The sequence below is a fragment of the Klebsiella sp. LTGPAF-6F genome, assembly GCF_001753185.1.
Taxonomy (GTDB): Bacteria; Pseudomonadota; Gammaproteobacteria; order Enterobacterales; family Enterobacteriaceae; genus Klebsiella; species Klebsiella michiganensis.
In genome coordinates, this window is record NZ_CP017450.1 from 4,626,194 (window position 1) to 4,651,217 (window position 25,024).

The 25,024-nt window shown below is 58.8% G+C and carries 21 protein-coding genes; 4 read left to right on the top strand and 17 right to left on the bottom strand.

Translation table 11 applies throughout. The annotated features are described in order from the left end of the window. Positions 1-166 precede the first annotated feature (166 nt). The 4 genes from BJF97_RS21480 to BJF97_RS21495 form a co-directional block, all read right to left on the bottom strand. Positions 167-1,333: a bifunctional tRNA (adenosine(37)-C2)-methyltransferase TrmG/ribosomal RNA large subunit methyltransferase RlmN gene (locus BJF97_RS21480; RefSeq protein WP_004123586.1), complete on the bottom strand. Its 1,167-nt coding sequence runs from the start codon at positions 1,331-1,333 to the stop codon at positions 167-169. Positions 1,334-1,746: 413 nt separating this feature from the next. Then, positions 1,747-2,178 carry a nucleoside-diphosphate kinase gene (ndk, locus tag BJF97_RS21485; protein ID WP_004114414.1) on the bottom strand — a complete coding sequence of 144 codons (432 nt, stop codon included), beginning with the start codon at positions 2,176-2,178 and terminating at the stop codon, positions 1,747-1,749. A 170-nt stretch (positions 2,179-2,348) separates the two neighbouring features. After that, positions 2,349-4,673 (bottom strand): peptidoglycan glycosyltransferase PbpC, encoded by a 2,325-nt coding sequence (pbpC, locus tag BJF97_RS21490; RefSeq protein ID WP_032693148.1) that lies wholly within the window; start codon positions 4,671-4,673, stop codon positions 2,349-2,351. Further along, positions 4,674-9,620 (bottom strand): alpha-2-macroglobulin family protein, encoded by a 4,947-nt coding sequence (locus BJF97_RS21495; protein WP_064388254.1) that lies wholly within the window; start codon positions 9,618-9,620, stop codon positions 4,674-4,676. A gap of 400 nt (positions 9,621-10,020) precedes the next feature. Here BJF97_RS21495 and BJF97_RS21500 point away from each other — a divergent pair, with 400 nt between their 5' ends. From BJF97_RS21500 to sseA, 3 genes are all read left to right on the top strand, one after another. Continuing rightward, complete coding sequence (locus BJF97_RS21500) at positions 10,021-11,232, top strand: hypothetical protein (protein WP_014230367.1); 1,212 nt, start codon at positions 10,021-10,023, stop codon at positions 11,230-11,232. 35 nt (positions 11,233-11,267) lie between these two features. Continuing rightward, on the top strand, positions 11,268-12,452 hold the full coding sequence (locus BJF97_RS21505) for an amidohydrolase (protein ID WP_032693150.1): 1,185 nt from the start codon (positions 11,268-11,270) through the stop codon (positions 12,450-12,452). Between the two features lie 124 nt (positions 12,453-12,576). Beyond that, entirely contained in the window at positions 12,577-13,422 is an 846-nt protein-coding gene (gene sseA / locus BJF97_RS21510) for a 3-mercaptopyruvate sulfurtransferase (RefSeq protein ID WP_014230369.1), read from the top strand. Positions 13,423-13,461: 39 nt separating this feature from the next. On the opposite strand, the gene sseB is transcribed toward sseA, so the two are convergent. The 11 genes from sseB to trmJ all read right to left on the bottom strand — a co-directional run bounded on the left by sseB (position 13,462) and on the right by trmJ (position 22,353). After that, positions 13,462-14,238: an enhanced serine sensitivity protein SseB gene (gene sseB / locus BJF97_RS21515; protein ID WP_014230370.1), complete on the bottom strand. Its 777-nt coding sequence runs from the start codon at positions 14,236-14,238 to the stop codon at positions 13,462-13,464. A 111-nt stretch (positions 14,239-14,349) separates the two neighbouring features. Further along, entirely contained in the window at positions 14,350-15,636 is a 1,287-nt protein-coding gene (gene pepB / locus BJF97_RS21520) for an aminopeptidase PepB (RefSeq protein WP_014230371.1), read from the bottom strand. A gap of 106 nt (positions 15,637-15,742) precedes the next feature. Continuing rightward, positions 15,743-15,943: a Fe-S cluster assembly protein IscX gene (gene iscX, locus BJF97_RS21525; RefSeq protein ID WP_004104502.1), complete on the bottom strand. Its 201-nt coding sequence runs from the start codon at positions 15,941-15,943 to the stop codon at positions 15,743-15,745. 1 nt (position 15,944) lies between these two features. Continuing rightward, a complete protein-coding gene (gene fdx / locus BJF97_RS21530) occupies positions 15,945-16,280 on the bottom strand; it encodes an ISC system 2Fe-2S type ferredoxin (RefSeq protein WP_004104503.1) in 336 nt (111 codons plus the stop codon). 1 nt (position 16,281) lies between these two features. Next, the gene (gene hscA, locus BJF97_RS21535; protein ID WP_014230372.1) at positions 16,282-18,132 is read right to left on the bottom strand and encodes a Fe-S protein assembly chaperone HscA; all 1,851 of its coding nucleotides are present in this window, start codon (positions 18,130-18,132) and stop codon (positions 16,282-16,284) included. 15 nt (positions 18,133-18,147) lie between these two features. Next, entirely contained in the window at positions 18,148-18,663 is a 516-nt protein-coding gene (gene hscB / locus BJF97_RS21540; RefSeq protein WP_004104505.1) for a co-chaperone HscB, read from the bottom strand. Between the two features lie 73 nt (positions 18,664-18,736). Continuing rightward, positions 18,737-19,060 (bottom strand): iron-sulfur cluster assembly protein IscA, encoded by a 324-nt coding sequence (iscA, locus tag BJF97_RS21545; RefSeq protein ID WP_004104506.1) that lies wholly within the window; start codon positions 19,058-19,060, stop codon positions 18,737-18,739. Between the two features lie 19 nt (positions 19,061-19,079). Then, complete coding sequence (gene iscU / locus BJF97_RS21550) at positions 19,080-19,466, bottom strand: Fe-S cluster assembly scaffold IscU (protein ID WP_002913991.1); 387 nt, start codon at positions 19,464-19,466, stop codon at positions 19,080-19,082. Between the two features lie 26 nt (positions 19,467-19,492). Beyond that, on the bottom strand, positions 19,493-20,707 hold the full coding sequence (gene iscS / locus BJF97_RS21555; protein ID WP_004134936.1) for a cysteine desulfurase: 1,215 nt from the start codon (positions 20,705-20,707) through the stop codon (positions 19,493-19,495). Positions 20,708-20,883: 176 nt separating this feature from the next. After that, positions 20,884-21,375, bottom strand: a complete 492-nt coding sequence (gene iscR, locus BJF97_RS21560; RefSeq protein WP_004853217.1) for a Fe-S cluster assembly transcriptional regulator IscR — start codon at positions 21,373-21,375, stop codon at positions 20,884-20,886. A 237-nt stretch (positions 21,376-21,612) separates the two neighbouring features. Next, positions 21,613-22,353 (bottom strand): tRNA (cytosine(32)/uridine(32)-2'-O)-methyltransferase TrmJ, encoded by a 741-nt coding sequence (trmJ, locus tag BJF97_RS21565; protein WP_025106595.1) that lies wholly within the window; start codon positions 22,351-22,353, stop codon positions 21,613-21,615. Between the two features lie 120 nt (positions 22,354-22,473). Here trmJ and suhB point away from each other — a divergent pair, with 120 nt between their 5' ends. Beyond that, positions 22,474-23,277, top strand: a complete 804-nt coding sequence (gene suhB, locus BJF97_RS21570) for an inositol-1-monophosphatase (protein ID WP_004853221.1) — start codon at positions 22,474-22,476, stop codon at positions 23,275-23,277. A 54-nt stretch (positions 23,278-23,331) separates the two neighbouring features. Here the strand turns inward: suhB and BJF97_RS21575 are convergent, their stop codons facing one another. Further along, positions 23,332-24,312: a nickel/cobalt transporter gene (locus BJF97_RS21575; protein ID WP_032693152.1), complete on the bottom strand. Its 981-nt coding sequence runs from the start codon at positions 24,310-24,312 to the stop codon at positions 23,332-23,334. Beyond that, positions 24,303-24,941 (bottom strand): DUF1007 family protein, encoded by a 639-nt coding sequence (locus BJF97_RS21580; protein WP_014839209.1) that lies wholly within the window; start codon positions 24,939-24,941, stop codon positions 24,303-24,305. Before BJF97_RS21580 ends, BJF97_RS21575 begins: the two co-directional genes overlap by 10 nt. Between the last annotated feature and the right edge of the window lie 83 nt (positions 24,942-25,024).

Genomic DNA, 25,024 nt, shown 5'->3' on the forward strand with positions numbered 1-25,024 from the left:
CAGAGACTTATCAATATTGAATGCTAAGCGGTTGTTGTACCGCTACATACTGCCTCAAAGTCGACAAAAACGCACCGTAATTATTAACCACAACAGCGTATTTCGCCCGGCGATTCCACATAAATATGCAGCGCACCGCCAGGGCTGTGCGCTGCATCATTGATTATCAGACCGCCTTCACGTCGATGGCTTCGCCCTGCATACGTTTACGCAGCGTACGCTTGGTACGGTCGATAACGTCGCCGGCCAGCTGACCGCAGGCGGCATCAATATCGTCGCCGCGGGTTTTACGCACGATCGTGGTGAAACCATACTCCATTAACACCTTGGAGAAACGGTCGATACGGCTGTTGGAGCTACGGCCATACGGCGCGCCCGGGAAGGGGTTCCATGGGATCAGGTTGATCTTGCACGGCGTATCTTTCAGCAGCGCGGCCAGCTCGTGCGCATGCTCGGTGCCGTCGTTGACGTGATCCAGCATGACGTATTCGATAGTGACGCGTCCCTGGTTGGCGTTGGACTTCGAAATATAGCCACGCACCGAGTTCAGGAAGGTCTCAATATTGTATTTCTTGTTGATCGGCACGATTTCATCACGAATGGTATCGTTCGGCGCGTGCAGAGAGATGGCCAGCGCGACGTCAATCATATCGCCAAGCTTATCGAGCGCCGGCACCACGCCGGAAGTGGAGAGCGTGACGCGACGTTTAGAGAGACCAAAACCGAAGTCATCGAGCATGATCTCCATGGCCGGCACCACGTTAGTCAGGTTCAGCAGCGGCTCGCCCATCCCCATCATCACCACGTTGGTAATCGGACGTACGCCGGTGGTCTTCACCGCGCCGACGATTTTCGCCGCGCGCCAGACCTGGCCGATAATTTCCGAAACCCGCAGGTTGCGGTTAAAGCCCTGCTGGGCCGTAGAGCAGAATTTACACTCCAGCGCGCAGCCCACCTGGGAAGAAACGCACAGGGTGGCGCGATCGTCTTCCGGGATATACACGGTTTCGACGCGCTGATCGCCAACGGCAATCGCCCACTTAATGGTACCGTCGCTGGAGCGCTGCTCTTCAACGACTTCCGGGGCGCGAATCTCCGCGACTTCCTTTAATTTGCCGCGCAGAACTTTGTTGATATCGGTCATCTCGTCAAAGTTATCGCAGCAGTAGTGATACATCCATTTCATCACCTGATCGGCGCGGAAAGGCTTTTCGCCCATGTTTTTGAAAAACTCGCGCAGCTGCTGACGATTCAAATCCAGCAGGTTGATTTTGGCATCTTTGTTCGGCACCGTCAGAGCGGCGCTATCAGGTGTGACTATTTGTTCAGACATAATTGATTCCGGCCTCGTTATTACACGTTATGGCCCCTGGAGGGTTGAAAAAAGAAACGCCCCGGGAGCGACTGCTCATCCGGAGCGCTGTATTCTACAAATTCTGGTCCATCAATACCACGTTTGCACGCAGCAATGATGAAAAAATCTGTAACTGCCTGGCAGATCCTCTAAGGATTTTCGATTGTCGCAAGGCGGTAAGCAAGTGAAGCCCCGGGAGCATAGATAAGCGACCGGGGTGAACGCGCGCAGCCAACACAGCGATAGTCGAAAAGACGACGAGGATGGGTATCTCCAAAGTATTTTACGTCACGGCGAGGCGGCGAATTCGCAAATCCCGGGAGCATAGATAACTATGTGACCGGGGTGCGCGAATGAAGCCAACAAAGCGGTGGCGTGAAAGACGCGGGAGATTAGCGGGTGCGCGGGCAAACCTCGCCTTCAGCAAAGAAAAACGCGATCTCGCGCGCAGCGGATTCAACGGAATCGGAACCGTGGGTGCCGTTCTCGGTGAAGCTGTCAGCGTAGTCTGCGCGCAGGGTACCCGCCAGCGCGTTCGCCGGGTTGGTTGCGCCCAGCAGGTCACGATGACGCTGAACCGCATTTTCGCCTTCCAGCACGGAAACCACGATCGGGCCGGAAGTCATGAATTCAACCAGACCGTCAAAGAACGGGCGACCTTCGTGCTCAGCATAGAAGCCGCGAGCCTGCTCAACGGTCAGATGAAGCATTTTGGTGCCAACAATTTTGAACCCTGCAGCTTCAAAGCGAGAAAAGATGCCGCCAATAACGTTTTTTGCCACCGCGTTTGGTTTGATGATGGAAAAAGTACGTTCAATAGCCATGATAACCTCTTTATATATGTTGTTCTGTTTTGCAGATGAGCAGATGAGACCGATAAATACGGCGCGAATTATAATCATCATCTAAGGCGATTGCCTATGTGTTTAGGTAACATTTTTTTAAAAAAAAGCGACCTTAAACAACAAATCCCGCCAATTAAGGCACGTTACGTTTATTGCACGGTGAAGTTCGCGGCAACAATTTGCCCCGCCTCGTCCATCACCACCAGCTGATAACGGTCAGGGCGATCGATGTTAAGGGTCGCGCTGGCGCCTTCCGCCGGCAGAGGCTCACCGTTAAGAAACCACCAGCGGCGCCCCTCCCCGCCGGTCGTTTGCAGCGGCAGCATCACCTTTTGCTCGCCGGGCAGCCGTTTAACCACCGCGCCTTCACGAAGACCGGAGAGCACCAGCGGAGCGGCATCCGCGGTTTGCACCGGCGGACACGCCGCCGAAACCGCAGGCAGCCTGACGCGACGCCGTTCGCCTGCGGGTAGCCAGGGTTCAAGCGGCAGGGGCCAGACGTCGAGGCTTTTCTCTACCGCGCCGGGGCAATCTGCCGCCACCCGCAGCCCTTTCTCATTCAGCCACACCGGGAAGCGAATCCCGCGGATACCTTCCTGGCCGGGCAGCAGCAGGGTCGGCGGCTGGCTCTCATCGAGCAGCCAGGTGGCCAGCCGTCGGCGGCAGTTCGCGTCGCCCGCGGGTAAATTCTGCCCGCCGGGCCAGCAAACCGTCCCGGCGCTGACCGACGACGGGCGAGGGTCTGTCGGCAATCCGCCGCGGCTCATCGCCGGGCGCGCCAGCAGCATATTATTCACCTGGTTCAGCAGCGGCACCGCGCTGGCGAAGCCAAACTGCCCGACGACCGGCGTGCCGTCGGGTCGCCCGGTCCAGATACCTATCAGATAGCGGGCGTTCACGCCGATCGCCCAGGCATCGCGGTAGCCGTAGCTGGTTCCGGTTTTCCACGCCAGCGGCACCACCTGCACCAGCGACGCATCGGGCACCGGCTGCGCTTCGCCGGCCAGTATGCGCCGCACGATCCACGCGGCGCCCGGCGACAGCAGCGGCCTCTCAACCAGCGGTGAGTCTGGCGTGATGCGCAATTGTCCCGCCTTACCATGGCGGGCGAACGCGCTGTACGCCGCCACGATATCCGCCAGACGCGCGCCGCCTCCGCCGAGGATCAGCGACAGATTCGGCTCCGCGCCGGCGGGCAGCATCAGCGGCAATCCGGCATTGCGTAGCCTGGCGGCAAAACGCTTCGGCCCGTAGGCCTCCAGCACCTGCACTGCCGGAAGGTTCAGCGAGCGAACCAGCGCGTCGCTGGCGCTCACCGGCCCGTGAAAACCGCTGTCAAAATTCCCCGGCCGGTAGTCGCTAAACCGTCGCGGCACATCCTGTAACAACGAAGCCGGATGGATCAGCCCCTCATCCAGCGCCATACCATAAACAAACGGCTTCAGAACCGAGCCCGGGGAGCGGATCGCCGAGACCATATCAATATGACCAAAGCGGCTATCATCGTTGATATCCACCGACCCTACCCAACCGCGCACCTTCATATTGGTATGGTCGACCACGATCATCGCTAAAGAGCTGCGCGGCGGCAGACGCGATTTCCAGTTCAGCGCCAGGTCTTCCAGCTGCCGCTGCAGTCCGGCATCCAGCGTCGTTACCACCTTCTCTGCGCGGCTGCTCGCCAGCGCGCGGCGGGCAAAAAGCGGCGCCAGCTGCGGCATCTGCCGCGGAAAGAGCCAGACGGGCTCTTCGATAGCTTCTCGTACCGGCTGCGCCGGCCACACGCCCTGATTTTCCATCCGCAGCAGCACCTTATCGCGCGCCGCCTGCGCTCGCTCCGGCCAGCGATCCGGACGCAGCCTGCTCGGCGCCTGCGGCAGTACCGCCAGCAGCGCCGCTTCGCCATAGCTGAGCTGCGCGGGCGGTTTACCGAGATAGGCCCAGCTGGCTGCGCCGATCCCCTGCAGCGTACCGCCGAACGGCGCCCGGTTGAGGTAGAGCGTGAGGATCTCGCTTTTTGACAGATGCCACTCCAGCTGCAGCGCGCGCCATAGCTGACGCAGCTTGCCGCCAAAGGTTCGGGGATGCGGATCGAGCAGGCGCGCCACCTGCATGGTCAGGGTGCTGCCCCCAGAGATCACCCGCCCGGAAGTGAGATCCTGCCAGGCAGCGCGAACGATCGAGAACGGATTAACGCCGGGGTGATCCCAGAACCAGCGATCTTCATACTGGATCAGCGCCTGTAAATAGCGCGGCGAAACGTCAGCCAGGGTCACCGGATAGCGCCAAACGCCCTGCACGTCGGCGAAACGCCACAGCGGCGTCCCGTCTTCCGCCACCACCACTCGGGCAGGCGTCACCTCGCGCAGCGGCAGCGGCCACAGGCGATCGGCGGCCAGCAGCAGCAGCCACAGCAAAAAAATAAACGCCGCCAGCCAGCGCCAGCGGCGTTTAATGCGCTTCAGTGCCCGCATTTAGGGTGCAACGGTGAGCGGTCCGCTGGCCGCGCCGGTTGCCCGCCACTGCGGCACGTACATTGACTCGACCTGCGGCTGCGGTACCTGATAGGTGCCCGGCGTCACCGCGCGCGCCAGATAAACCAGCGTCACCGGCTGGCCTTCATTGATAGCCACCGCGGCGACGAAGCGATCGTCGCGAAACTCAATGTGCTGAATATCGGCCTGCTGCATCTGGTTAAGCAGATTCTGCACCACCTCGCCGTTCTCCTGCAGGCTGGCGCTGCTGTTGGCCAGATTCTGGTTTTCCAGCTCCAGCCCCGCCGGGAGTAAATCCACCACCAGCGCGTCCGGGACGTTACGCTTAGCCGTCACTTCCAGCTTCACCAGCACCAGTTCGCCGCTGCGCAGCGAAGAGAGCGATTTCTGCTGGCCCTGGGTATCGAAAATTTGCCGTTCAATGCCGAGTACGTTGCCCCCCGGCTGCGGCGCGTTCTGCGGATATCCGCTGCTGTCGAGACGGAGCCACAGCGGCTGCTGGCCGGTATTGGTCACCTGCAAGGCCGCCAGCTGGTCGCCGGTCAGGTTGCGGGTTTGCGCTTTCTCGCCGGAGAGCGGTTCGGCCTGCACGGAGGTTTGCGCCTGCCAGCTGCCGGGGAGATCCTGCAGCGTACGCCCGGCCAGGAACAGGGCGTTACTCTCCTGCGTCGAGAGCCAGCGCTGGCCGTAGGCTTCGTCCGCCAGATGGCTGAGCAGCGTATTTTGCGCTTCCGGCAGCAGTTTGTTCTCCTCCAGCAGCGCCAGCTTCAGCGCATCGTCGCGCAGCTCGCTGCCGTAATCGCCGAGCCAGCGATTCGCGTCCTGCCGCGGCGTCGTCAGCGCCAGCTTCAGGGCTTCGCCGCCGCGCGGCGCATCGCCCATCAATTTCAGGGCCACGCCCAGCTGCAGCAGCGGCAGACCGGAACGCGCCTGGTCGTGACGGCTCCAGATTTCGCGCAGCGCGCCGAGCGGCGCTTTCTGCTGCCGGGCCAGTACCAGCGCGGCGTAGGCCTGAGCGGCAAAGCGGCTGGCCTGGGCATCATCGCTATAGCGGACGGTCATCAGCCCCGGCTCCTGTAAATAACGCAGCAGGCGCTGGTTGCCGTTATTGACGGCGTTCGTTGGTACGCTGTAGCCCTGCTCGCCCGCCCGGACGAGGAAGTCCATCGCGTAGGCGCTCAACCAGTACTCCTCCGGCCCTTCTTTATCCCACAGGGCGAAACCGCCATCATCGCGCTGCATCTGCAGCAGACGAGAAATGCCGATATCCACCGCCGCGCGTCGCTTTTCATCGCTATCGCCGCCGATCCCCAGGGCTTTAAGCTGGGCGGCGTTGGTATAGAGCGACGGGAACAGCCCGCTGGTGGTCTGCTCCAGGCAGCCGTAAGGATAGGCTTTCAGGTCGCGTATATAGCGCGCCAGGTTCAGCGGCGGCTTACCGCTGAACACCAGCTGCCCCTGCAACGTCGCGGGCGAGAAGCCCTCGCTTTGCGCCGCCGGAGCCTGCCAGCTTTCACCCGGCTGGAGGACAGCGCCGGAATTCACGGTTTGCGCCGGGAAAGCCGGACGCACGCCCAGCTGCCACTGCTTCTGCATCGGCGCGAAGGTTTCACCCGGCAGGTTCAGGCCGCTGATGGTGGCATTCACCTGACCATCGCCAAAGCCTTGCTGCGCGCGAACCGGCACAAACAGCGTGCTGCGCGCGCCGGGAGCCAGATGCACCGGCGGTATTTCTCCCCCTTCAAGCTGCAGCAGACCGCTGGCGGCCAGCGCAACGTTGAGGGTCTGCGGCTTATCGGTCAGATTGCTGAGATCCAGCGCCAGGCGAGTGGTATCTCCGCTGGCGAGGAAGCGCGGCATATTCAGCTCGGCAATAACCGGCGCCGCCACGATCGTTTTTCCTTCGCTGCTGCCAAAATCCTCTGCGGTCCACGCCTGGGCCATAACCCGCAGTTCGCCGTTAAAGTCGCCAATCGGCAAAGTCACCGTCCCTTCGCCTTTCTCATCCAGCACCACCGGCTGCGCCTGCTGAGCGATAATCGTCACGTGATTAACCGGCGGTTTGCCGCCGCGTTTGAGTTCATCACCGTCGCCGCCGAAGCGCAGGCTGGCGAGTCTCCCCTGCCCTTCGATCACCTGACCATAGATATCGTAAATATCGGCGCCGTAGCGTTTCTGGCCAAAGAAAGCGTTCCACGGATCCGGCGTTGCATAGTCGGTGATATTAAGTACGCCGCTATCGACGGCGGAGAGCAGCACGTTAACCTGTTTCGGCGTCTCGCCTTCTTTGACGCTGGCCTTAACGTTGACCTTCAGCGGCTGGTTGGGGCGCATTTTATCCGGCGCTTCCAGCGTCAGGTTCAGACGGCGATTTTCATCGCCAAGCGGCAGATGCAGCAGACCCACCGCCCGTTTTGGCGTCGCGGACTGGGATTTATCCCCCGGACGAATCACCAGGGTGCTGAGATAGAGGTCGTGACGATTCCACGCTTTATCCACCGGGATCGATAGCTCCATCCCTTCCGCCGGGACGTCAATATCCTGCCACCACAGCGGCCCTTCGCTTGATTCCACCAGCGCGTAGCCTTTACCGGCTGCCGGAGCGGCGATATGCAGCTTGATCGTATCGCCCGGTTTATAGGCCGGTTTGTCCAGCTTCATGGTGACGCGGTCCGGACGCGCCGCCCCCTGGCCATCGCTGTTATCCTGCCAGCTGTATCCGGCCCAGAAGCGCACGCTGCTGACCGCATCATCCGGCCCTTTAACTTCCAGGCGATAAGAACCCCACTCGACCGGGAAGCTCACTTTCGCCGTTTGTCCGGCTGAAATATCCAGCGACTCCTCGCCTTCCTGAAGATCTTTTTGATCGAACTGCGACTGCCAGCCTTCGCTCTCGGACCAGTTCCAGTAGTAGTCGCGGCGTTCGCGAATCAACCGAACCTGCAGCCCGGAGACCGCTTTCTTCTCACCTTTGGCGTCGGCATACACAATCTCAAACGCGGCGGTGCCGTTTTCATCCACCACCGGCTGCTTGATAGTGCTGTCGGTGCGATAGTCGTAAACCTCTTTCAGGGCAAATTCCGGTCGGATACCCGGCAGCGTTTCGGCCGGCCAGATCGGCTGCCTGACGATGCGCGTGACCGGTCTGCCACCGGACTCCAGCAGGCTGGCCTGCAGGATCACCTGCAGCGGCGAGCGGCTCTCCTGCCACTGGCTGGCGGCGGTGACTTCCGCATGTCCGCGATCGTCCAGGGTGGTCTGTACTTCATCCAGGCTGCGGGAAAGGTTCTCTTCGGCAATGTCGCCAAACTGGAAGCCCGGCAGCGCAGGCACCGCATCGCGCAGCGGACGCAGGAACAGTTTACCCTGCAGCGGGTTGCCGCTGGCCGGCGCGCCGTACAGATACGCCCCGCTCACGGCAAAGCTGACATCCGCAGCCGGCGAAACCGGGGCATTTTGCGGCGTGAGATTCAGCGCCATGCGCTCAGGCATAAAATCTTCAACGTGAAAATCCCACTCGCGCGGCTGGTTGTCGCCGGTGCTGGCGCGAATGTGCCACATCCCGGTCGCCGCGCCGCTATCGAGCGGATAAGTCAACTGATACAGGCCGTTAACCGGTTTGCTGACCGTCGAACGAATAACCTGGCCATCCGGCTGCACGACTTCCAGCTTCACCGGCTGCTCGGGGAGCGGTTTACCGTCGCTATCGCGCAGTAGCGCGTTGAGAATAACCGTTTCGCCCGGACGATAGAGATCCCGTGGGCCAAACATAAATAGCTGCTTGCTGAAGCCCGGCGCACCGGCGATGGAAAATTCAGCCAGGTCCAGCGCCGGAAGTTTGAGATCCAGCAGAGTGGTTTGCCCGTCCTTACGCGCCAGCAGCAGCGCCGCTTCTTTGTCCGTTTGCAGCGTCACGTGCCCCTGAGCGTCGCTCTTCGCCTGCGCCAGGGTTTGCCCTTTGGCGTTCAGCAGCTGCACATCGATACCGGACTGCGCCGCGCCGTTTTCCAGGCTCTGGGTAAAGACATCCAGCCGGTTGTGGTAGCGGTGCGCGGATACGCCGATATCGCTGAGGGTGAACAGCGTCGCGGCGTTGCTATAGCTGTAGCGGCCCGCCTGGTTCATCACCGCGATATAGACGCCCGGCTCCTGCAACGGCTTGATATCCGCCAGCGGCAGCAGCAGTTTTTCGCGCGTATTGCGCGCCGGGTTAAGGTCAAAACGGCCGGTGTAGACCAGATCGGCCATCTTCAGCAGCTCGTCCGACTCCCAGTTGCTCAGGGAATTGCGGTATTCCCATTGGCTGACGAAGGCGGAGAGCGATTCAGGTTTGATGCGGAAAAAATTGACGTCGATGTTATCGACATTCAGCGCCATCACCGGCAGTCCGGCCACCACTTTCCCCGGCAGCAGCGAGCCGCGGCTGGCAAAGCCGATGCTCGGGGCGATGTCGCGGGTGGTAATGGTTTTTTCAACGCTGCTGTCTAAGGTCGCTTTATTCAGCGCGGTCAGGGTGGGGTCGAGCGAAACGATCAGCTCGCGTTTTGGCTCAAGATGGCGTAGACGCAGCTCTTTAAGGTTGGGCGCCAGCTCCCATGCCCCATCGACTTTGCCGCTTTTTTTGTCGACCAGATGCACGCTGCGGGAGAAATCCTGATCCGGCTGCAGAGGAATAGAGAAGGTCAGCACCAGCGTCGCCGCGCCGTCGAGCTGAACTTCAGAAGCATCCAGCAGCGTTAACGCTTTGCCTTTGCTTTTTTCAGCCAGCGCCGCCAGCTGGGCGCTGTCCGGCTTCGCGGGAGCGCTATCTGCCGCCGCGGATGGCGCCGACGCGACCGCCTGCGGTTTGCCGCTGTCGTCACAGGCGGTCAACGATAGCGCGGTAAGTAGCGCCAGAGATAGCGCCGCCAAACGAAATGGTTTCATCCTTCTAACCCCTCGGCCCGCAGGCCAGATAAATTCAGTGAACACATTATTATGCGTTAACGGCAGAATTACCAATAGCGCGCTAGCAAGCAATATTGGTAGGGACCACGGATAGCAGGAGTGGATTAATTTAACGGATATACCACGCTACGATTTTTCTTATATCAACTTTTAATATCCTCAGCTATCGATACTTTTTATTCTGAAATCCCATTCTCTCCGCCCATATAAATTGACAAGGCTCGCGTTTTCTATTTATTGTTCGGGATATCATTGCCTTTAAAATATAAATTATTACGCCGGCGATGATATTGACTGTACGTTCCAGCGTTTACCAGATAGCACAACATCAACCCATCTCATATAAATATATATGGGATTAATAATATGGAAGTTATTTATGTCTCAGATGGTCGCACTGTCGATTATTATTTTAATTCTTTATATCGGCGACGTTGTTTCAACCCGCACAAAAGCCTGGATTCCCTCCGTATTTGTCTGTGCGGTCCTGTTTTTAATCGGGTACTGGACATTTTTCCCGGCAGATATTATCAGCCGGGCCGGAATCGGCACGCCGGTTGCCATAATGCTGATGTATCTGTTAATCACCAATATGGGCACCCTGCTGTCGCTAAAAGAGCTGGCGCAGCAGTGGAAGACCGTAGTCATCTCCCTCGCCGGCATTGCCGGGATCGCGGCGGCGGTCTTTGCGGTGAGCCTGGCGCTGTTCGACCGCAACACCGCGCTGGTCACCATTCCTCCGCTGGTCGGCGGTATCGTCTCATCGCTGATTATGTCGCAGGGCGCGAGCAGCGCCGGCCTGGTCGACCTGTCGGTTTTTGCCATTTTGATTTACGTAATGCAGGGGTTTGCCGGATATCCGCTCACCGCCATCATGCTGCAGCGTGAAGGTAAAACGCTGCTTGCCCGCTACCGCAGCGGCGAGCACCGACCCGATAACATCGCCGATGAGCACGCGATGCTCACCGTTGGCGAGGAGAAAATGCCGCGCCTGTTCAGTAAAATCCCCGTTAGCTACAACAGCAACTACTTTAAATTCCTGCGGCTGGCGCTGGTCGGCTGTCTGGCCTGGCTTGTCGCCGACCTCGCGAAGCCGATCGTGAATATCAGCCCCTTCGTGCTGTGCCTGTTTTTTGGCGTGGTGTTTACCTCGTTAGGCTTTCTTGAAAAGCATATGCTGCATAAGGCGAACGGCTTTGGCTTCGCCATTATGGCATTGATGCTATTTATCTTTGATACCTTAAACAAAGCCACGCCGGAGATGCTGCTGCGCCTGCTTTTCCCGATGGTGGTGTTAATCGCCACGGCGGCGATCGGGATGTTTGTTGTCTCCTGGCTGGTCGGGAAACTGCTTGGCGTCAGCGGCCCGATGGCTTTCGCCATCTCATTGACCGCGCTGTACGGTTTCCCCGCCGACTATATTATTACCAACGAGGCCATCAACGCCCTCACCCACGATGAAAAAGAGCGCCAGATGCTGACCCACCATATGCTGGGCCCGATGCTGGTCGGCGGATTCGTCTCCGTCACCATGGTTTCGGTGGTGTTAGCCGGAATTCTGGTCGGCTATCTGACCCCCGCTGTCGGCTGAGCGCGTTGAATTTTTAGCAAATGATGGAGCCATTGATGATTAACCCTGACATCACCGCGATTATCGCCAGAGAAGAACAGGCGATGATCGCTTTTCGTCGCGACCTGCACGCCCATCCGGAACTTCCCTGGGAGGAGAAGCGCACCACGGATCGCGTCGCCGCCGGACTGGAGGCCATCGGTATCCCTTACCGCCGGACGCATCCCACCGGAATCATCGCCGACATCGCCGGCGGCCAGCCGGGTAAAACCGTGGCTCTGCGCGCCGATATGGATGCGTTACCGGTGGTGGAGCTGAACGACCCGCTCGACTATAAATCACAAACTCCCGGGAAAATGCACGCCTGCGGCCATGACGCCCATACCGCCATGCTGCTGACCGCCGCCCGTGCGTTATATGACGTCCGCGAGCAGCTGGCGGGCAACGTCCGGCTGATCTTTCAGCCTGCGGAAGAGATTGCCGAGGGGGCGAAGGCGATGATTCAGCAGGGGGCTATCGATAACGTGGATAACGTTTTCGGGATGCATATCTGGTCCGGCACGTCATCCGGCAAAATCTCCTGCAACGTCGGTTCCTCCTTTGCCTCAGCCGATTTGCTGAAAGTGACCTTCCGCGGCCGCGGCGGCCACGGTTCGATGCCGGAGGCCTGCGTCGATGCGGCGGTGGTCGCTTCCGCTTTCGTGATGAATCTGCAGGCTATTGTGGCGCGAGAAACCTCCCCGCTGGAGTCCGCGGTAGTCACCATCGGCAAAATGTATGTCGGCACGCGCTTTAACGTCATTGCCGAAAACGCCGTTCTTGACGGTACCGTGCGCTGCTTCAGCCTGGAAGCGCGCCAGCGCCTGGAAACGGCCATTACCCGCTATGCCGAGCATACCGCCGCGGTATATGGGGCGACCGCTCAGGTTGACTACTGCTACGGTACGCTACCGGTGATCAACGAAGAGCGCAGCGCGCTGCTGGCGCAGTCGGTTATCCGCGACGCGTTCGGCGATGGCGTCCTTTTCAATGAAAAACCGACCACCGGCGGAGAAGATTTTAGTTTTTATATGCAAAATATCCCCGGCGCCTTTGCGCTGCTCGGCTCGGGCAATAAAGAGAAAGGCAGCGACTACGCGCACCATCACGGCTGCTTTAATATCGACGAGCAGGTGATGAAAAGCGGCGCTGAACTGTACGCGCAGTACGCCTGGCGCTACCTGCAGCAAAACGCGTTTTAAGCCAACTCTCCCCCGACGCCGCTCGGGGGAATATCACATTCCCGCCGCCTCTCCTTGAAAATGCCTTGTCGATATCGCAAAAAACAACAACAATCACTCTATTGTTGATGACACGGAGGCACTCATGTCTACCTCGTTTTTTGTCGCTGCCGACTGGCTGGCAGAGCATATTGATGACCCGGAAATCCAGATTATCGACGCGCGGATGGCCCCCCCGGGACAGGAAGAGCGCGATCTTAACGCTGAGTATCAGGCAGGCCATATTCCCGGCGCCGTCTTTTTCGATATCGAAGCCCTCTCTGACCACACCAGCCCGCTGCCGCACATGATGCCGCGCGCGGAGGCGTTTGCCGTCGCCATGCGCGAACTTGGCGTCAGCAGCGATAAGCATCTGGTGGTATACGATGAAGGCAATCTCTTCTCCGCGCCGCGCGCCTGGTGGATGCTGCGCACGTTCGGCGTTGAAAAGGTGTCGATTGTCGCCGGTGGGCTGGAGGGCTGGCGCCGCGATGGGCTACCGCTGGAGCAGGGCCTCCCCGAACTGCCGGAAGGTGATTTTGACGGCCGCGTCGATCCGCTGGCGATCAAGCGCCTGACCGATGTGCTGCTGGTCAGCCACGAAGGATCGGCGCAGATCGTCGATGCGCGCCCGGCAGGACGCTTTAATGGCCAGGTGGCAGAGCCGCGACCGGGACTGCGCAGCGGGCATATTCCCGGCGCGCTAAACGTACCGTGGACGGAACTGGTGATTAACGGCGAACTCAAAACCACCGATGAACTCAACGAGATCTTCGCGCGTCAGGGCGTCGATTTTGAACGGCCGATTATTGCCAGCTGCGGCTCCGGCGTAACGGCGGCGGTCGTCGTGCTGGCGCTCACCACCCTCGGCGTTAACGGCGTTAGCCTGTACGACGGCTCATGGAGCGAATGGGGGGCGCGGACGGATTTGCCGATTGAACCGGCGCAGTAGGCAGTAAAGAGAACAACGGGGGCCTGAGCCCCCGTTGAGTTAAATAATCCGATTGTGCTTAAAGTCGCGCAGGAAGCTGCCCCAGCGCTTTTCATAAAACGGCGTGATGTGGGCGATCATAAAGTGGCTAATCCCCTTTTCCCCCTCCACCACCTGACAGATATCAATCGGCTCGTCGCCGGGAAGCGTATCGGTCGCCACGCTGCCGGTCGCCTGAATAACCTCCTCAATATCGCCTTCCGCTTCAATACCAATCAGCAGGTTGGCTGGCGCATCGGCGCTGTCTTTGATAGAGCATAAAAACGCGCGCTTCACCGTTTTCAGGGTCTTAAACAGCGTGGTCAGCGAGTCCACCATCTGCGCGGGCGGCTCGGCAACCTCAGACAGCAGCAGCGACTCTCCGCCTTCAAGCACGGTCTGGGTGCTGAGCGGGCTGCCCTCTTCCCCCAGCAGATGGCTAATCTCACGCGGCGCAAACTCTTTGCCGGTGGCGAGTTTGGCATTGAGATAGAGCGTTTCGCCGAGGGTCATGGCGAACAGCGTGCGCACCGGCATCACCACAAAAGACTGTTCGTCCTCAACGGCCTGCTGCAGCGCTTCCAGCGAGGTGAAAAAAGGAATGACCGATGTGCCATCATCTTTTTCCCAGTGCTGCAGATCCAGCACGCTGTCTTCAACGACCTGCTCGCCCTGAGCGGCGGCTCCGGGTACCCACACGGTAGCTTCCAGCAGCGTACGGAAAAACGCCGGACGATGGCCTGGCTCGGTAGCCGCCTTCTCCAGCAGGGTTTCTAGCTCATTTTTAGTTTCGGACATAGTAGTTCCACAACGAAAATCCCCTCACCCCGGCTCTCTCCACGAAGGAAGCGGGAGAAAGCCGAACGTGACCTCCCCCTGAAACATCAGGGGGAGGGTCAGGGGAAAGGGTTATTCCGCGGTCAGCAAATTAGCAATAGTGCGCACGCCGAGGCCGGTCGCGCCCGCCGACCACTGCTCAACCGCAGATTTGCGGTAGGTCGCCGAACAGTCGATATGCAGCCAGCCTTCATGATAATTCTCCACGAAGTGGGACAGGAAGCCCGCCGCGGTGCTGGCGCCGGCCGGATAGGCCGCGCTGCCGGTATTGTTCAGTTCAGCAAAGTTGGACGGCAGCTGGCCGCGGTGGAACTCAGCCAGCGGCAGGCGCCAGAAAGCTTCGTTTTCAGCCTGCGCGCTCGCCAGCAGGCGATTCGCCAGCGCATCATCAAAGCTGAACAGCGCGTGATAATCATTGCCAAGCGCGGTTTTCGCCGCGCCGGTCAGCGTGGCGGCATCGATGATCAGCGCCGGCTTTTGCGCCGAAGCATCGATCAGGCCGTCCGCCAGCACCAGGCGACCTTCCGCATCGGTGTTCATGATTTCCACGGTTTTGCCGTTGCGATAGTGAATAATATCGCCCAGTTTGAAGGCGTTACCGCTAATCAGGTTATCGGCGCAGCACAGATACAGCTTCACGCGCTTGTTCAGGCCGCGCGTGATGGCGAACGCCAGCGCGCCGGTTACCGTCGCCGCGCCGCCCATATCGGACTTCATCGAGTCCATAAACGCGCTCTGCTTGATGCTGTATCCGCCGGAGTCAAAGGTGATGCCTTTACCGACCAGGCAGGCGTACACCGGGGCTTCTTTGTCGCCGGTTGGGTTATAGTCCAGCGCCAGCAGGACCGGCGGACGCTCGGAGCCGCGGCCGACGGTGTGGAGGCCCAGGTAGTTCTGCTCGCGCAGATCTTCGCCCTTGGTGATGCGATAAGAGACGTTATCGCAGGCCACGCTGCACAGCAGGTCTACCGCACGCTGCGCCAGCTGTTCCGGCCCCAGCTCTTCCGCCGGGGCGTTGATGGTGTCGCGGACCCAGTCAATAATGGTCAGGCGGTTATCCAGTTCGCTTTTCTGCGCATCGTCGAGGGCCGGCCACTCCACTTTGCGGCTGCCTTTCGGGCCTTTATAGCCGGCCCAGAATGCCCATGCGCGATCGGTATCCCAGCCCTCGCCGTCAAGCGCGACATGTTTGATGCCCATGCCGTCAATTTTTCGCGCCGCGCGCTGAATCAAACCGAGGTCGTCTTTGCCGTTCAGATGCAGGGCGATGCCGTCGTTATTAATGCTGTAAGATGCTTTTTCTCCCCAGCGCGCATCGGCTGGCTGAGCGGTAAGCGTAATTTTCATAGCTTCGGTCATTATCATTATCCTTCTTAGCAAACGGGCCGCCGTATGGCAGCCCGTAAAGTTCTTTCGCTCGTTGATTCATCCGGCTTAAACCACCGGATAAATCATGACGCGAAAATTATTCTGCTTCGTCTAACCAGACTAGCAGAATCGCCTCAAGAATTTTTTCATTGGATGCGTTCGGATCGTCATCAAACTCTTCCAGATCGCAAATCCACTGATGCAGATCGGTGAAGCGAACGGTTTTCGGGTCGAGATCCGGGAAAGCGTCGTACAGCGCTTCGCCGATTTCACGACTATCGGTCCATTTCAGTCCCATATTAATGCTCGCGTGCGTGGTTGATGGTGTAACGCGGAATTTCGATGACCAAATCTTCGTCAGTCACCCGCGCCTGGCAGCTCAGACGGCTGTCGGGCTCAAGCCCCCAGGCCTTATCCAGCATGTCGTCTTCATCTTCGGTGCTTTCCGCCAGCGAGTCAAAGCCTTCACGCACGATGCAGTGGCAGGTGGTGCAGGCACAGGATTTTTCGCAGGCGTGTTCAATCTCAATACCGCTACGCAGCGCTGCATCAAGAATGGTCTCACCGGTCTCAGCTTCCACAACTACGCCATCCGGACACAGGTCCTGGTGGGGCAGAAAAACAATTTTTGGCATTTTAAACCTCGTCCACGGATTGGCCTTTCAGCGCGATACGGACCGATTGATCCATACGACGTGCGGCAAATTCCTGGGTTTGTGTGTCGATATTTTTAATCGCTTCTTTGATTGCATCGGCATCATCGCCTGCCGCTGCGGCGCGCACTTGCTCCGCGGCGTCATCGATAGCCTGACGCTCTGCGGCGCTTAACAGCGCGGCGTCGGCGGCCAGCGCGCTGACCAGACTTTCCAGTACGCGCGCGGCTTCAACTTTTTGCTCGGCCAGCATACGCGCCTGGACATCCTGTTCGGCGTAGCTCATCGAATCTTTAATCATGCTGGCGATCTCGCCATCGGTCAGACCGTAGGACGGTTTCACCTGGATAGAGGCCTCAATGCCGGTCGATTTCTCCATCGCCGTCACGCTCAGCAGGCCATCGGCATCCACCTGGAAGGTCACGCGAATATGCGCCCCGCCCGCCGGTAATGCCGGAATGCCGCGCAGCGCAAAGCGCGCCAGGGAGCGGCAGTCCTGCACCAGCTCACGCTCGCCCTGCATAACGTGGATAGACATCGCCGTCTGACCATCTTTGAAGGTAGTGAACTCCTGCGCGCGCGCCACCGGAATGGTGGTGTTACGCGGGATAACCTTTTCCACCAGGCCACCCATGGTTTCCAGCCCCAGAGAGAGCGGAATGACATCAAGCAGCAGCAGTTCGCTGTCCGGCTTATTGCCTACCAGGATATCCGCCTGAATCGCCGCGCCGATGGCGACGACTTTATCCGGGTCGATAGAGGTCAGCGGCGTACGGCCAAAGAATTCGCCGACGCGTTCGCGCACCAGCGGCACGCGGGTCGAGCCGCCCACCATCACCACTTCCAGCACCTCTTGCGCCTCAACGCCGGCGTCTTTCAACGCGCGACGGCAGGCCAGCAAGGTGCGTTTGACCAGCGGGGCGATCAGCGCATTAAACTGGCTACGGGTCACCTCCCCCTGCCAGCCGCCGACGTTCACCCGCGCCGTCTCGGCATCGCTGAGGGCGATTTTCGCCGCGATCGCCGCGTCAAGCAGCTCGCGCTGCAGGCGGTTATCACTGCGATCGCTCAGGCCAGCCTGCTCGCGCAGATAATCGGCCAGCAGATGATCGAAATCGTCGCCGCCGAGCGCGGAATCGCCGCCGGTGGCCAGGACTTCAAACACGCCGCGGCTCAAGCGCAGCACGGAGATATCAAAAGTACCGCCGCCGAGATCGTAAACCGCGATGACCCCTTCCTGACCGGAGTCCAGGCCGTAGGCTATCGCCGCCGCGGTCGGCTCGTTCAGCAGACGCAGCACGTGCAGGCCCGCCAGACGCGCCGCGTCTTTGGTTCCCTGCCGCTGAGCATCATCGAAGTAGGCCGGCACGGTAATCACCACGCCGTCGAGCTCGCCCGCCAGCGCCTCGGTGGCGCGTTCGGCCAGCGCTTTTAGAATGTCGGCAGATACGCGGATCGGATTGAGCAAACCTCCCGTAGTCTGAATCATCGGCAGGCCGTTTTCGCTGGCCTGCAGCTGATAAGGCAGATGTGGATAGCGGGCCTCGATATCGGCCAGAGAGCGGCCCATCATGCGTTTGACGGAGCTGATGGTGTTGACCGGATCCAGCGCGGCGTTTTGTCGCGCGTCATAGCCCACCGTCAAACCCGAAGCCTGATAGTTCACCACCGACGGCAGCAAATAGCGCCCCTGATGGTCGGGCAGAGTTTCGGCCTGGCCGCTACGCACGGTAGCCACCAGTGAATTGGTGGTGCCCAGGTCGATACCCGCCGCCAGACGTCGCTGGTGCGGCGCGGCGCTCAGTCCGGGCTCACTAATTTGTAATAAGGCCATAATTGCTTCCGAAAATTAAAAATCGAGCAGTTTTTCTTCGAGTTGTTCCGCACTGCTTCGCAGTTTATCGAGAAAACGCAGCTTGCGCACGGTATCCGCCGCCGCCTCCCACGTCTCGTTATTCAGTTGTTCAACCATCAGCTGATGCCGGGTATCAAATTGCGCTTTGACCCGCTTGATAAAGCTTTCCAGCCGCGCTTCATCTTTCGCCTTGCCTATCTCATCGAGCTCTTCGCGCAGTTCCAGCTGTTCCATCAGGAACGCGGTATCGCGCACGGTATGCTGCTCGCTGGCGAGATCGAAACCGTGAAGTGAAAGGAGATATTCGGCGCGGGTCAGCGGATGGCGAAGGGTTTGCCACGCCTGATTAATGGTGGCGGACTGCTGCACCGCGGCGAGCTGTTCAGCCGCGCTGCCGCTGGCGAACTTATCGGGATGATACTGGCGCTGTAGCTCCTGGTACCGGGCAGCCAGGGGTTCTAACGAAAGGGTATAGCTGGCCGGTAACCCGAAGAGGGTAAAATAGTCCATAGCAACCTCAGGGTTAACGAGATAAAGCAAACCCCACGCGCAGCGAGACTACGGTGGGGTCAGGGATAACCGATTACACGTTAAAGCTTTCGCCGCAGCCGCACTCGTCTTTCACGTTCGGGTTGGTGAACTTAAACCCTTCGTTAAGACCTTCTTTGACGAAGTCCAGCTGCGTGCCGTCGAGGAACTGCAAACTTTTGCCGTCGATCACGACCTTCACGCCTTTGTCTTCAAACACGGTGTCTTCTGCCGCCGGCTCGTCAACAAACTCCAGTACATAAGCCATACCCGAGCAGCCGGAAGTTCTGACTCCCAGGCGCAGACCAAACCCTTTACCGCGGTTGGCCAGAAAGGTGTTGACTCGCGCTGCTGCACTGTCGCTTAAAGTAATCGACATAACAAACCTCAACTCTTAATTATTTTGCTTCACGTTTGCTTTTGTAATCCGCAATCGCGGCTTTAATCGCGTCTTCCGCCAGAATAGAGCAGTGAATTTTCACCGGCGGCAGCTCAAGCTCGTCTGCGATATCGGTGTTTTTGATCGCCTGAGCTTCGTCCAGCGATTTCCCTTTCACCCACTCGGTCACCAGGGAGCTGGAAGCAATAGCGGAACCGCAGCCGTAGGTCTTGAAACGCGCGTCTTCAATGATACCTTCATTGTTGACTTTAATCTGCAACTTCATCACGTCGCCGCACGCCGGTGCACCAACCATGCCGCTGCCGACGTTTTCGTCGCTATTGTCGAAGGAGCCGACGTTGCGCGGATTCTCGTAATGATCGATAACTTTTTCGCTGTAAGCCATGATGAATTCTCCTTATTGGTGCCGAATTAGTGATGTGACCATTCAATGCTGTTCAGATCCACGCCCTGCTTGAACATTTCCCACAGCGGAGAAAGTTCGCGCAGACGACCAATGGAGTTGCGAACCAGATTGATGGTGTAGTCAATCTCTTCTTCGGTAGTAAAACGACCTAAAGAGAAACGAATAGAGCTATGCGCCAGCTCGTCGGTCATCCCCAGCGCGCGCAGCACGTAGGACGGCTCGAGGCTTGCGGAAGTACAGGCGGAACCGGAAGAGACCGCCAGGTCTTTCAGCGCCATAATCAGCGACTCGCCTTCAACGTAGTTAAAGCTGACGTTGAGAATGTTCGGCGCGCCCTGCTCGAGATCGCCGTTCAGGTAGACCTCTTCCATATCTTTTACGCCGTCCCACAGACGGTTACGCAGGCCGCGCAGGCGGGCCATTTCGCTTTCCATCTCTTCTTTCGCGATACGGTAAGCTTCACCCATACCGACGATCTGGTGGACAGGCAGCGTCCCGGAGCGCATACCGCGCTCGTGACCGCCGCCGTGCATCTGCGCTTCGATACGAATACGCGGTTTACGACGCACATACAGCGCGCCGATGCCTTTCGGGCCATAGATTTTGTGGCCGGAGAAGGACATCAGATCAACTTTCAGCTGGCTCAGGTCGATAGGCAGTTTGCCCACGCTCTGGGTCGCGTCAACGTGGTAAATGATACCGCGGGCGCGGCACATCTCGCCGATGGTAGCGATATCCTGTACCACGCCGATTTCGTTATTCACGTGCATAATGGAAACAAGGATGGTGTCATCACGCATCGCGGCTTCCAGCTCTTTTAAATCGATAATGCCGTTACGCTGCGGGGCGAGGTAGGTCACTTCAAACCCTTCGCGCTCCAGCTGACGGCAGGTGTCCAGCACGGCTTTATGTTCGGTTTTGCTGGTGATGATGTGCTTGCCTTTTTTCTGATAAAAGTTGGCTGCACCTTTAATCGCCAGGTTGTCGGATTCCGTCGCGCCGGAAGTAAAAACGATTTCGCGCGGGTCAGCGCCGACCAGCTCGGCAATCTGATTACGGGCGATATCTACCGCCTCTTCAGCCTGCCAGCCAAAACGGTGTGAACGCGAGGCCGGGTTACCAAAGGTCCCGTCCAGGGTCAGGAACTGCATCATTTTCTCGGCAACACGCGGGTCCACCGGCGTGGTTGCGGAGTAATCGAGATAGATCGGTAATTTCATTGCTCTATAAACTCCGTACATCGCTTCAATGCAAGGAATCAGGCAACCGGCTGGATGTACGACCGAGTACACAGGATGTCGGAACATCCTGGCCTGATTCGAAAATCTTTTTTATCTTTTTTACTCAGCTCGTTTCAGCTTGCAGCCGATAGCTGCAAGATGAAACTGAACGAGAACTACGCGCGCAGTTTGACGTCGATGGCGTCCTGAGCGCGGGTGCTACGCTGGGATTCATGGTTGTGCTGACGGCCGGAGACATCAAGGATTTCCTGGTTATTCACCAGTTCGCCCAGCGTGATGTTATTCAGAAAACCGGTCAATCGCTCGCTCAGATCGCGCCACAGCGCGTGAGTCAGACACTTATCGCCGCCCTGGCAGCCGCCTTTACCCTGACAACGGGTGGCGTCAACGGATTCGTCCACTGCGCTGATAACTTCGCCAACCGCGATGCTACCCGCTTCTTTACCTAACAGATAACCGCCGCCTGGACCACGTACGCTGGAAACCAGGCCATTTTTGCGCAGGCGAGAGAACAGCTGTTCCAGATAGGAAAGCGAAATTCCCTGACGCTCTGAAATATCAGCCAACGGAACCGGACCCGATTCAGAGTTGAGCGCAACGTCAAGCATCGCGGTCACGGCATAACGCCCTTTAGATGTCAGTCTCATGTCTTACTTAACCTCAAACTCGCCCCTGCCCGGGCTTTTTATTAATATGGGTATTGCATAGCAAGGGCAAGTCTGACATTCCCGAGTAAATTGGTCAACTATTTACTTGACTGTTTTAGTCAGGTATTTGGCTTTCCGTGCCGTTTCACTTCAGCGCGGCCTGGTGCCCTCGCCCCGGCCCTCTCCCACAAGGAGAGAGGGAGCCCGCAGTACCGCGCCGCCGGGCAACGGCGTGCACTATGACTCTTTATTTTTCTGCTGCTGCTCAATTGACGCCAGCATGCCGCGCAGGATGTTCAGCTCCTGGCTTTCCGGGCGGGCGCGGGTAAACAAACGGCGCAGTTTGTTCATCACCTGGCCCGGGTGGCTGGCGCGGATAAACCCGGTTGCCAGCAGCGTCTGCTCCAGATGACCGTAGAAACGCTCTAAATCATCCACCAGCGGATACGGGGTTTCTTCATGCTCGACGACAGGTTCATTTTGCTCCTGCGCCGCCAGCCAGGCCATACGCACTTCATAGGAGATAACCTGCACCGCCATCGCCAGGTTCAGCGAGCTGTATTCCGGGTTGGCAGCGATTGCCACATGGTAGTGACACTTTTGCAGCTCTTCGTTAGTCAGGCCGACGCGTTCGCGGCCAAATACCAGCGCGATCGGCGCATGCTGCGCTTCGGCAACGCTTTTCAGGCCGCATTCACGCGGGTCGAGCATCGGCCACGGCAGCGTACGGGAGCGCGCGCTGGTCCCCACGACGAGGCTACAGCCCGCCAGCGCTTCATCAAGGGTATCAACGATGTGGGCATTGCCAATGACGTCGCTGGCCCCGGCCGCCAGAGCGATGGCCTGAGAATCGGGTTTGACCAGAGGATTGACCAGCCACAGGTTGGTTAACCCCATGGTTTTCATTGCGCGGGCGACGGAGCCCATATTGCCGGTGTGTGAGGTTTCTACCAGTACGATTCGAATATTTTGCAGCATTATGGTTCTTCGGCTAAAGATTATTCGTGCATGCTATCATAAAACGAAGACATAAGGAGATTTCACTGTTACTATATGCGCCGTTTTTTCCCGTTCTTTAACATCCAGTGAGAGATACCGATGCATCCGATGCTGAACATCGCCGTGCGCGCAGCGCGCAAGGCGGGTAATTTAATTGCCAAGCACTACGAAACCCCCGACTCCGTAGAAACCAGCCAGAAAGGCAGCAATGATTTTGTGACTAACGTCGATAAAGCCGCCGAGGCGATGATTATCGAAACCATTCGCAAATCTTACCCGCAGCACACCATCATCACCGAAGAAAGCGGTGAGCACGCTGGTGAAGATCAGGATGTTCAATGGGTTATCGATCCACTGGATGGCACCACCAACTTCGTCAAACGTCTGCCGCACTTTTCCGTCTCCATCGCCGTACGCATTAAAGGCCGTACTGAAGTGGCCGTGGTTTACGATCCGATGCGTAACGAACTGTTCACCGCGACCCGCGGTCAGGGCGCGCAGCTGAACGGCTACCGCCTGCGCGGCAGCAGCGCTCGCGATCTGGATGGCACGATCATCGCCACCGGCTTCCCGTTCAAAGCAAAACAGCACGCGACCTCTTACATGAATATCCTCGGCAACATGTTCACCGAATGCGCGGATTTCCGCCGCACCGGTTCCGCGGCCCTGGATCTGGCCTACGTTGCCGCTGGCCGGGTTGACGGCTACTTTGAAATCGCGCTGAAACCGTGGGATTTCGCGGCAGGCGAGCTGATCGCCCGTGAAGCAGGCGCTATCGTCTGCGACTTTACCGGCGGCCATAACTACCTGCTGACCGGCAACATCGTTGCAGGCAACCCGCGCGTCGTGAAAGCGATGCTGGCCAATATGCGCGAGCATCTGAGTGAAGCGCTGAAGCGTTAATTTCTCACCGCATGAAAAACCAAAAGGAAGCCGCGGCTTCCTTTTTTTATCGCATTAAAACGGCCGCAGGCCGCCGCCCGATGGCATCGCGCTACTCCACATCACGATGGCCGCCGCCAGTAAAATCACGCCGCCGGCCAGCGCCAGCGTTGCCCAACCGATCTGCTTCCACAGCGCCGGCGCCCGATTCGCGCTCAGCCTGACCGCCAGCTGGCGGAAACCATGAACCAGCAGCGCCAGCGCGCTAATCGTCAGCGAGGTTCCCGCCGCCATCGCCATCGCGGCCGCCATGCCCCAGCCAAATACGCCGATAACCTTGCTGAACAACAGCACCATAATGGCTCCCGAGCAGGGCCGCATCCCCATTGACAGCACGATAGCCAGCCGCGCCCGCCAGTCATCGCCGCTTTGCAGCTGTTCCGGCGCCGGCAGATGCTGGTGCCCGCAGCCGCAGCTGGCGTGATGAACGTGATGCGCGGTGAAGGCGATGAATGTCGGTCGGCGCAGCAGCATCCGCAGCTTTTTCAGCGCCCGCCAGCACAGCAAAAGGCCCAGCGCGCCGACCAGCAAATAGCTTCCCTTTTCCAGCCAGAAGCTGCTCAGATGCAGCTGTCTTGCCGGCAGCCGCAGCAGCGTCAGTACCACCACCACTAAGGCGATGGCCACCAGCCCCTGCAGCAGCGAAGCGGCCAGCGTCAGGCCGATGCTCGATTTCAGCTTCGACGGATGGGTTGCCAGCCAGGTGGTTATGACCACCTTACCGTGCCCCGGCCCCAGCGCATGCAGGACGCCGTAGGCGAAGCTAAACCCCAGCAGCGACAGCCCGGCGGCGGCAGGATTCTCCGCAACCGCCTGCAGAAGCCGACTCAGTTCGACATTCAGCGCGCGCTGCCAGACCGCGCTTTGCAGCAGCACCTGCGGCCAGGCCCGCCATAGCCAGAAGCCAGCTCCGGCTGCCAGCAGCAGAAACAGCGCCAGCGGCCACAGCTGACGCCAGCGCGGCGAACGGCCGGTTTGAGCAAAAATCACTGACATTGCAGCGTCACCTTTTGCGCGAAGTAATTCCCCAGTTCCATATCCTCCGGCGGCGCATCCGCTTTATCCAGCGACTGCGCGTAGGACAACATTTTTTCGTTAGGCTTCGGCGTCATCACTTTTGCCGAGCAGCTTGTCTTCATCGCCGTCGGTAGAGTGAAGTCTGCGTCTTTGTCGTAATACATATCAACATAATAGGTCGGGTCGTAGGTGGAAAAGGTGAAGGTTTGCCCGGCCAGAGGCTGCGGCTTCGCCAGCGGCAGGGTAAAGGTGAGCACCGCCTGATGACCGCTGCGTTCAAGGCCATAACCAGCGGGCCGATTATCAAACTTCACCCGCTGGCCGTTGTGCCATAGCTCGCTGAAATAGTGCTGGCCCAGCACGTTCGCCATCACTTCCGCCGCCAGCTTTTTCCAGATTTCGCTACCGGGTTTAGCGTTGCCCGCATCATAGAGCAGATCGGCGGAGGTGATTTCATCCATCGTCCAGCGCATTTTAAAGCCGGTGAGCAGCCCATTTTCCGCCACGGCCTCCGTTTGCAAACTGATGAAACTGTGCGGATGCGCCGCCGCAGATAGCGATAAAAACATGAAAAACGCTACGCTGACGCATTGTTTCACTCTCTTCATCTGTTCCTCGCGTGAAAAATTCTGTGAACCCCGCCAGCAATCCTGATGTAAAGACCCGGAAATGCCCTGTTCACCCTCAATAC

Bases quoted from the DNA above. Each gene is read 5' to 3' on its own strand.
- BJF97_RS21480 (WP_004123586.1), bottom strand. From the start codon at position 1,333: ATGTCTGAACAAATAGTCACACCTGATAGCGCCGCTCTGACGGTGCCG.
- ndk (WP_004114414.1), bottom strand. From the start codon at position 2,178: ATGGCTATTGAACGTACTTTTTCCATCATCAAACCAAACGCGGTGGCA.
- pbpC (WP_032693148.1), bottom strand. From the start codon at position 4,673: ATGCGGGCACTGAAGCGCATTAAACGCCGCTGGCGCTGGCTGGCGGCG.
- BJF97_RS21495 (WP_064388254.1), bottom strand. From the start codon at position 9,620: ATGAAACCATTTCGTTTGGCGGCGCTATCTCTGGCGCTACTTACCGCG.
- BJF97_RS21500 (WP_014230367.1), top strand. From the start codon at position 10,021: ATGTCTCAGATGGTCGCACTGTCGATTATTATTTTAATTCTTTATATC.
- BJF97_RS21505 (WP_032693150.1), top strand. From the start codon at position 11,268: ATGATTAACCCTGACATCACCGCGATTATCGCCAGAGAAGAACAGGCG.
- sseA (WP_014230369.1), top strand. From the start codon at position 12,577: ATGTCTACCTCGTTTTTTGTCGCTGCCGACTGGCTGGCAGAGCATATT.
- sseB (WP_014230370.1), bottom strand. From the start codon at position 14,238: ATGTCCGAAACTAAAAATGAGCTAGAAACCCTGCTGGAGAAGGCGGCT.
- pepB (WP_014230371.1), bottom strand. From the start codon at position 15,636: ATGACCGAAGCTATGAAAATTACGCTTACCGCTCAGCCAGCCGATGCG.
- iscX (WP_004104502.1), bottom strand. From the start codon at position 15,943: ATGGGACTGAAATGGACCGATAGTCGTGAAATCGGCGAAGCGCTGTAC.
- fdx (WP_004104503.1), bottom strand. From the start codon at position 16,280: ATGCCAAAAATTGTTTTTCTGCCCCACCAGGACCTGTGTCCGGATGGC.
- hscA (WP_014230372.1), bottom strand. From the start codon at position 18,132: ATGGCCTTATTACAAATTAGTGAGCCCGGACTGAGCGCCGCGCCGCAC.
- hscB (WP_004104505.1), bottom strand. From the start codon at position 18,663: ATGGACTATTTTACCCTCTTCGGGTTACCGGCCAGCTATACCCTTTCG.
- iscA (WP_004104506.1), bottom strand. From the start codon at position 19,060: ATGTCGATTACTTTAAGCGACAGTGCAGCAGCGCGAGTCAACACCTTT.
- iscU (WP_002913991.1), bottom strand. From the start codon at position 19,466: ATGGCTTACAGCGAAAAAGTTATCGATCATTACGAGAATCCGCGCAAC.
- iscS (WP_004134936.1), bottom strand. From the start codon at position 20,707: ATGAAATTACCGATCTATCTCGATTACTCCGCAACCACGCCGGTGGAC.
- iscR (WP_004853217.1), bottom strand. From the start codon at position 21,375: ATGAGACTGACATCTAAAGGGCGTTATGCCGTGACCGCGATGCTTGAC.
- trmJ (WP_025106595.1), bottom strand. From the start codon at position 22,353: ATGCTGCAAAATATTCGAATCGTACTGGTAGAAACCTCACACACCGGC.
- suhB (WP_004853221.1), top strand. From the start codon at position 22,474: ATGCATCCGATGCTGAACATCGCCGTGCGCGCAGCGCGCAAGGCGGGT.
- BJF97_RS21575 (WP_032693152.1), bottom strand. From the start codon at position 24,312: ATGTCAGTGATTTTTGCTCAAACCGGCCGTTCGCCGCGCTGGCGTCAG.
- BJF97_RS21580 (WP_014839209.1), bottom strand. From the start codon at position 24,941: ATGAAGAGAGTGAAACAATGCGTCAGCGTAGCGTTTTTCATGTTTTTA.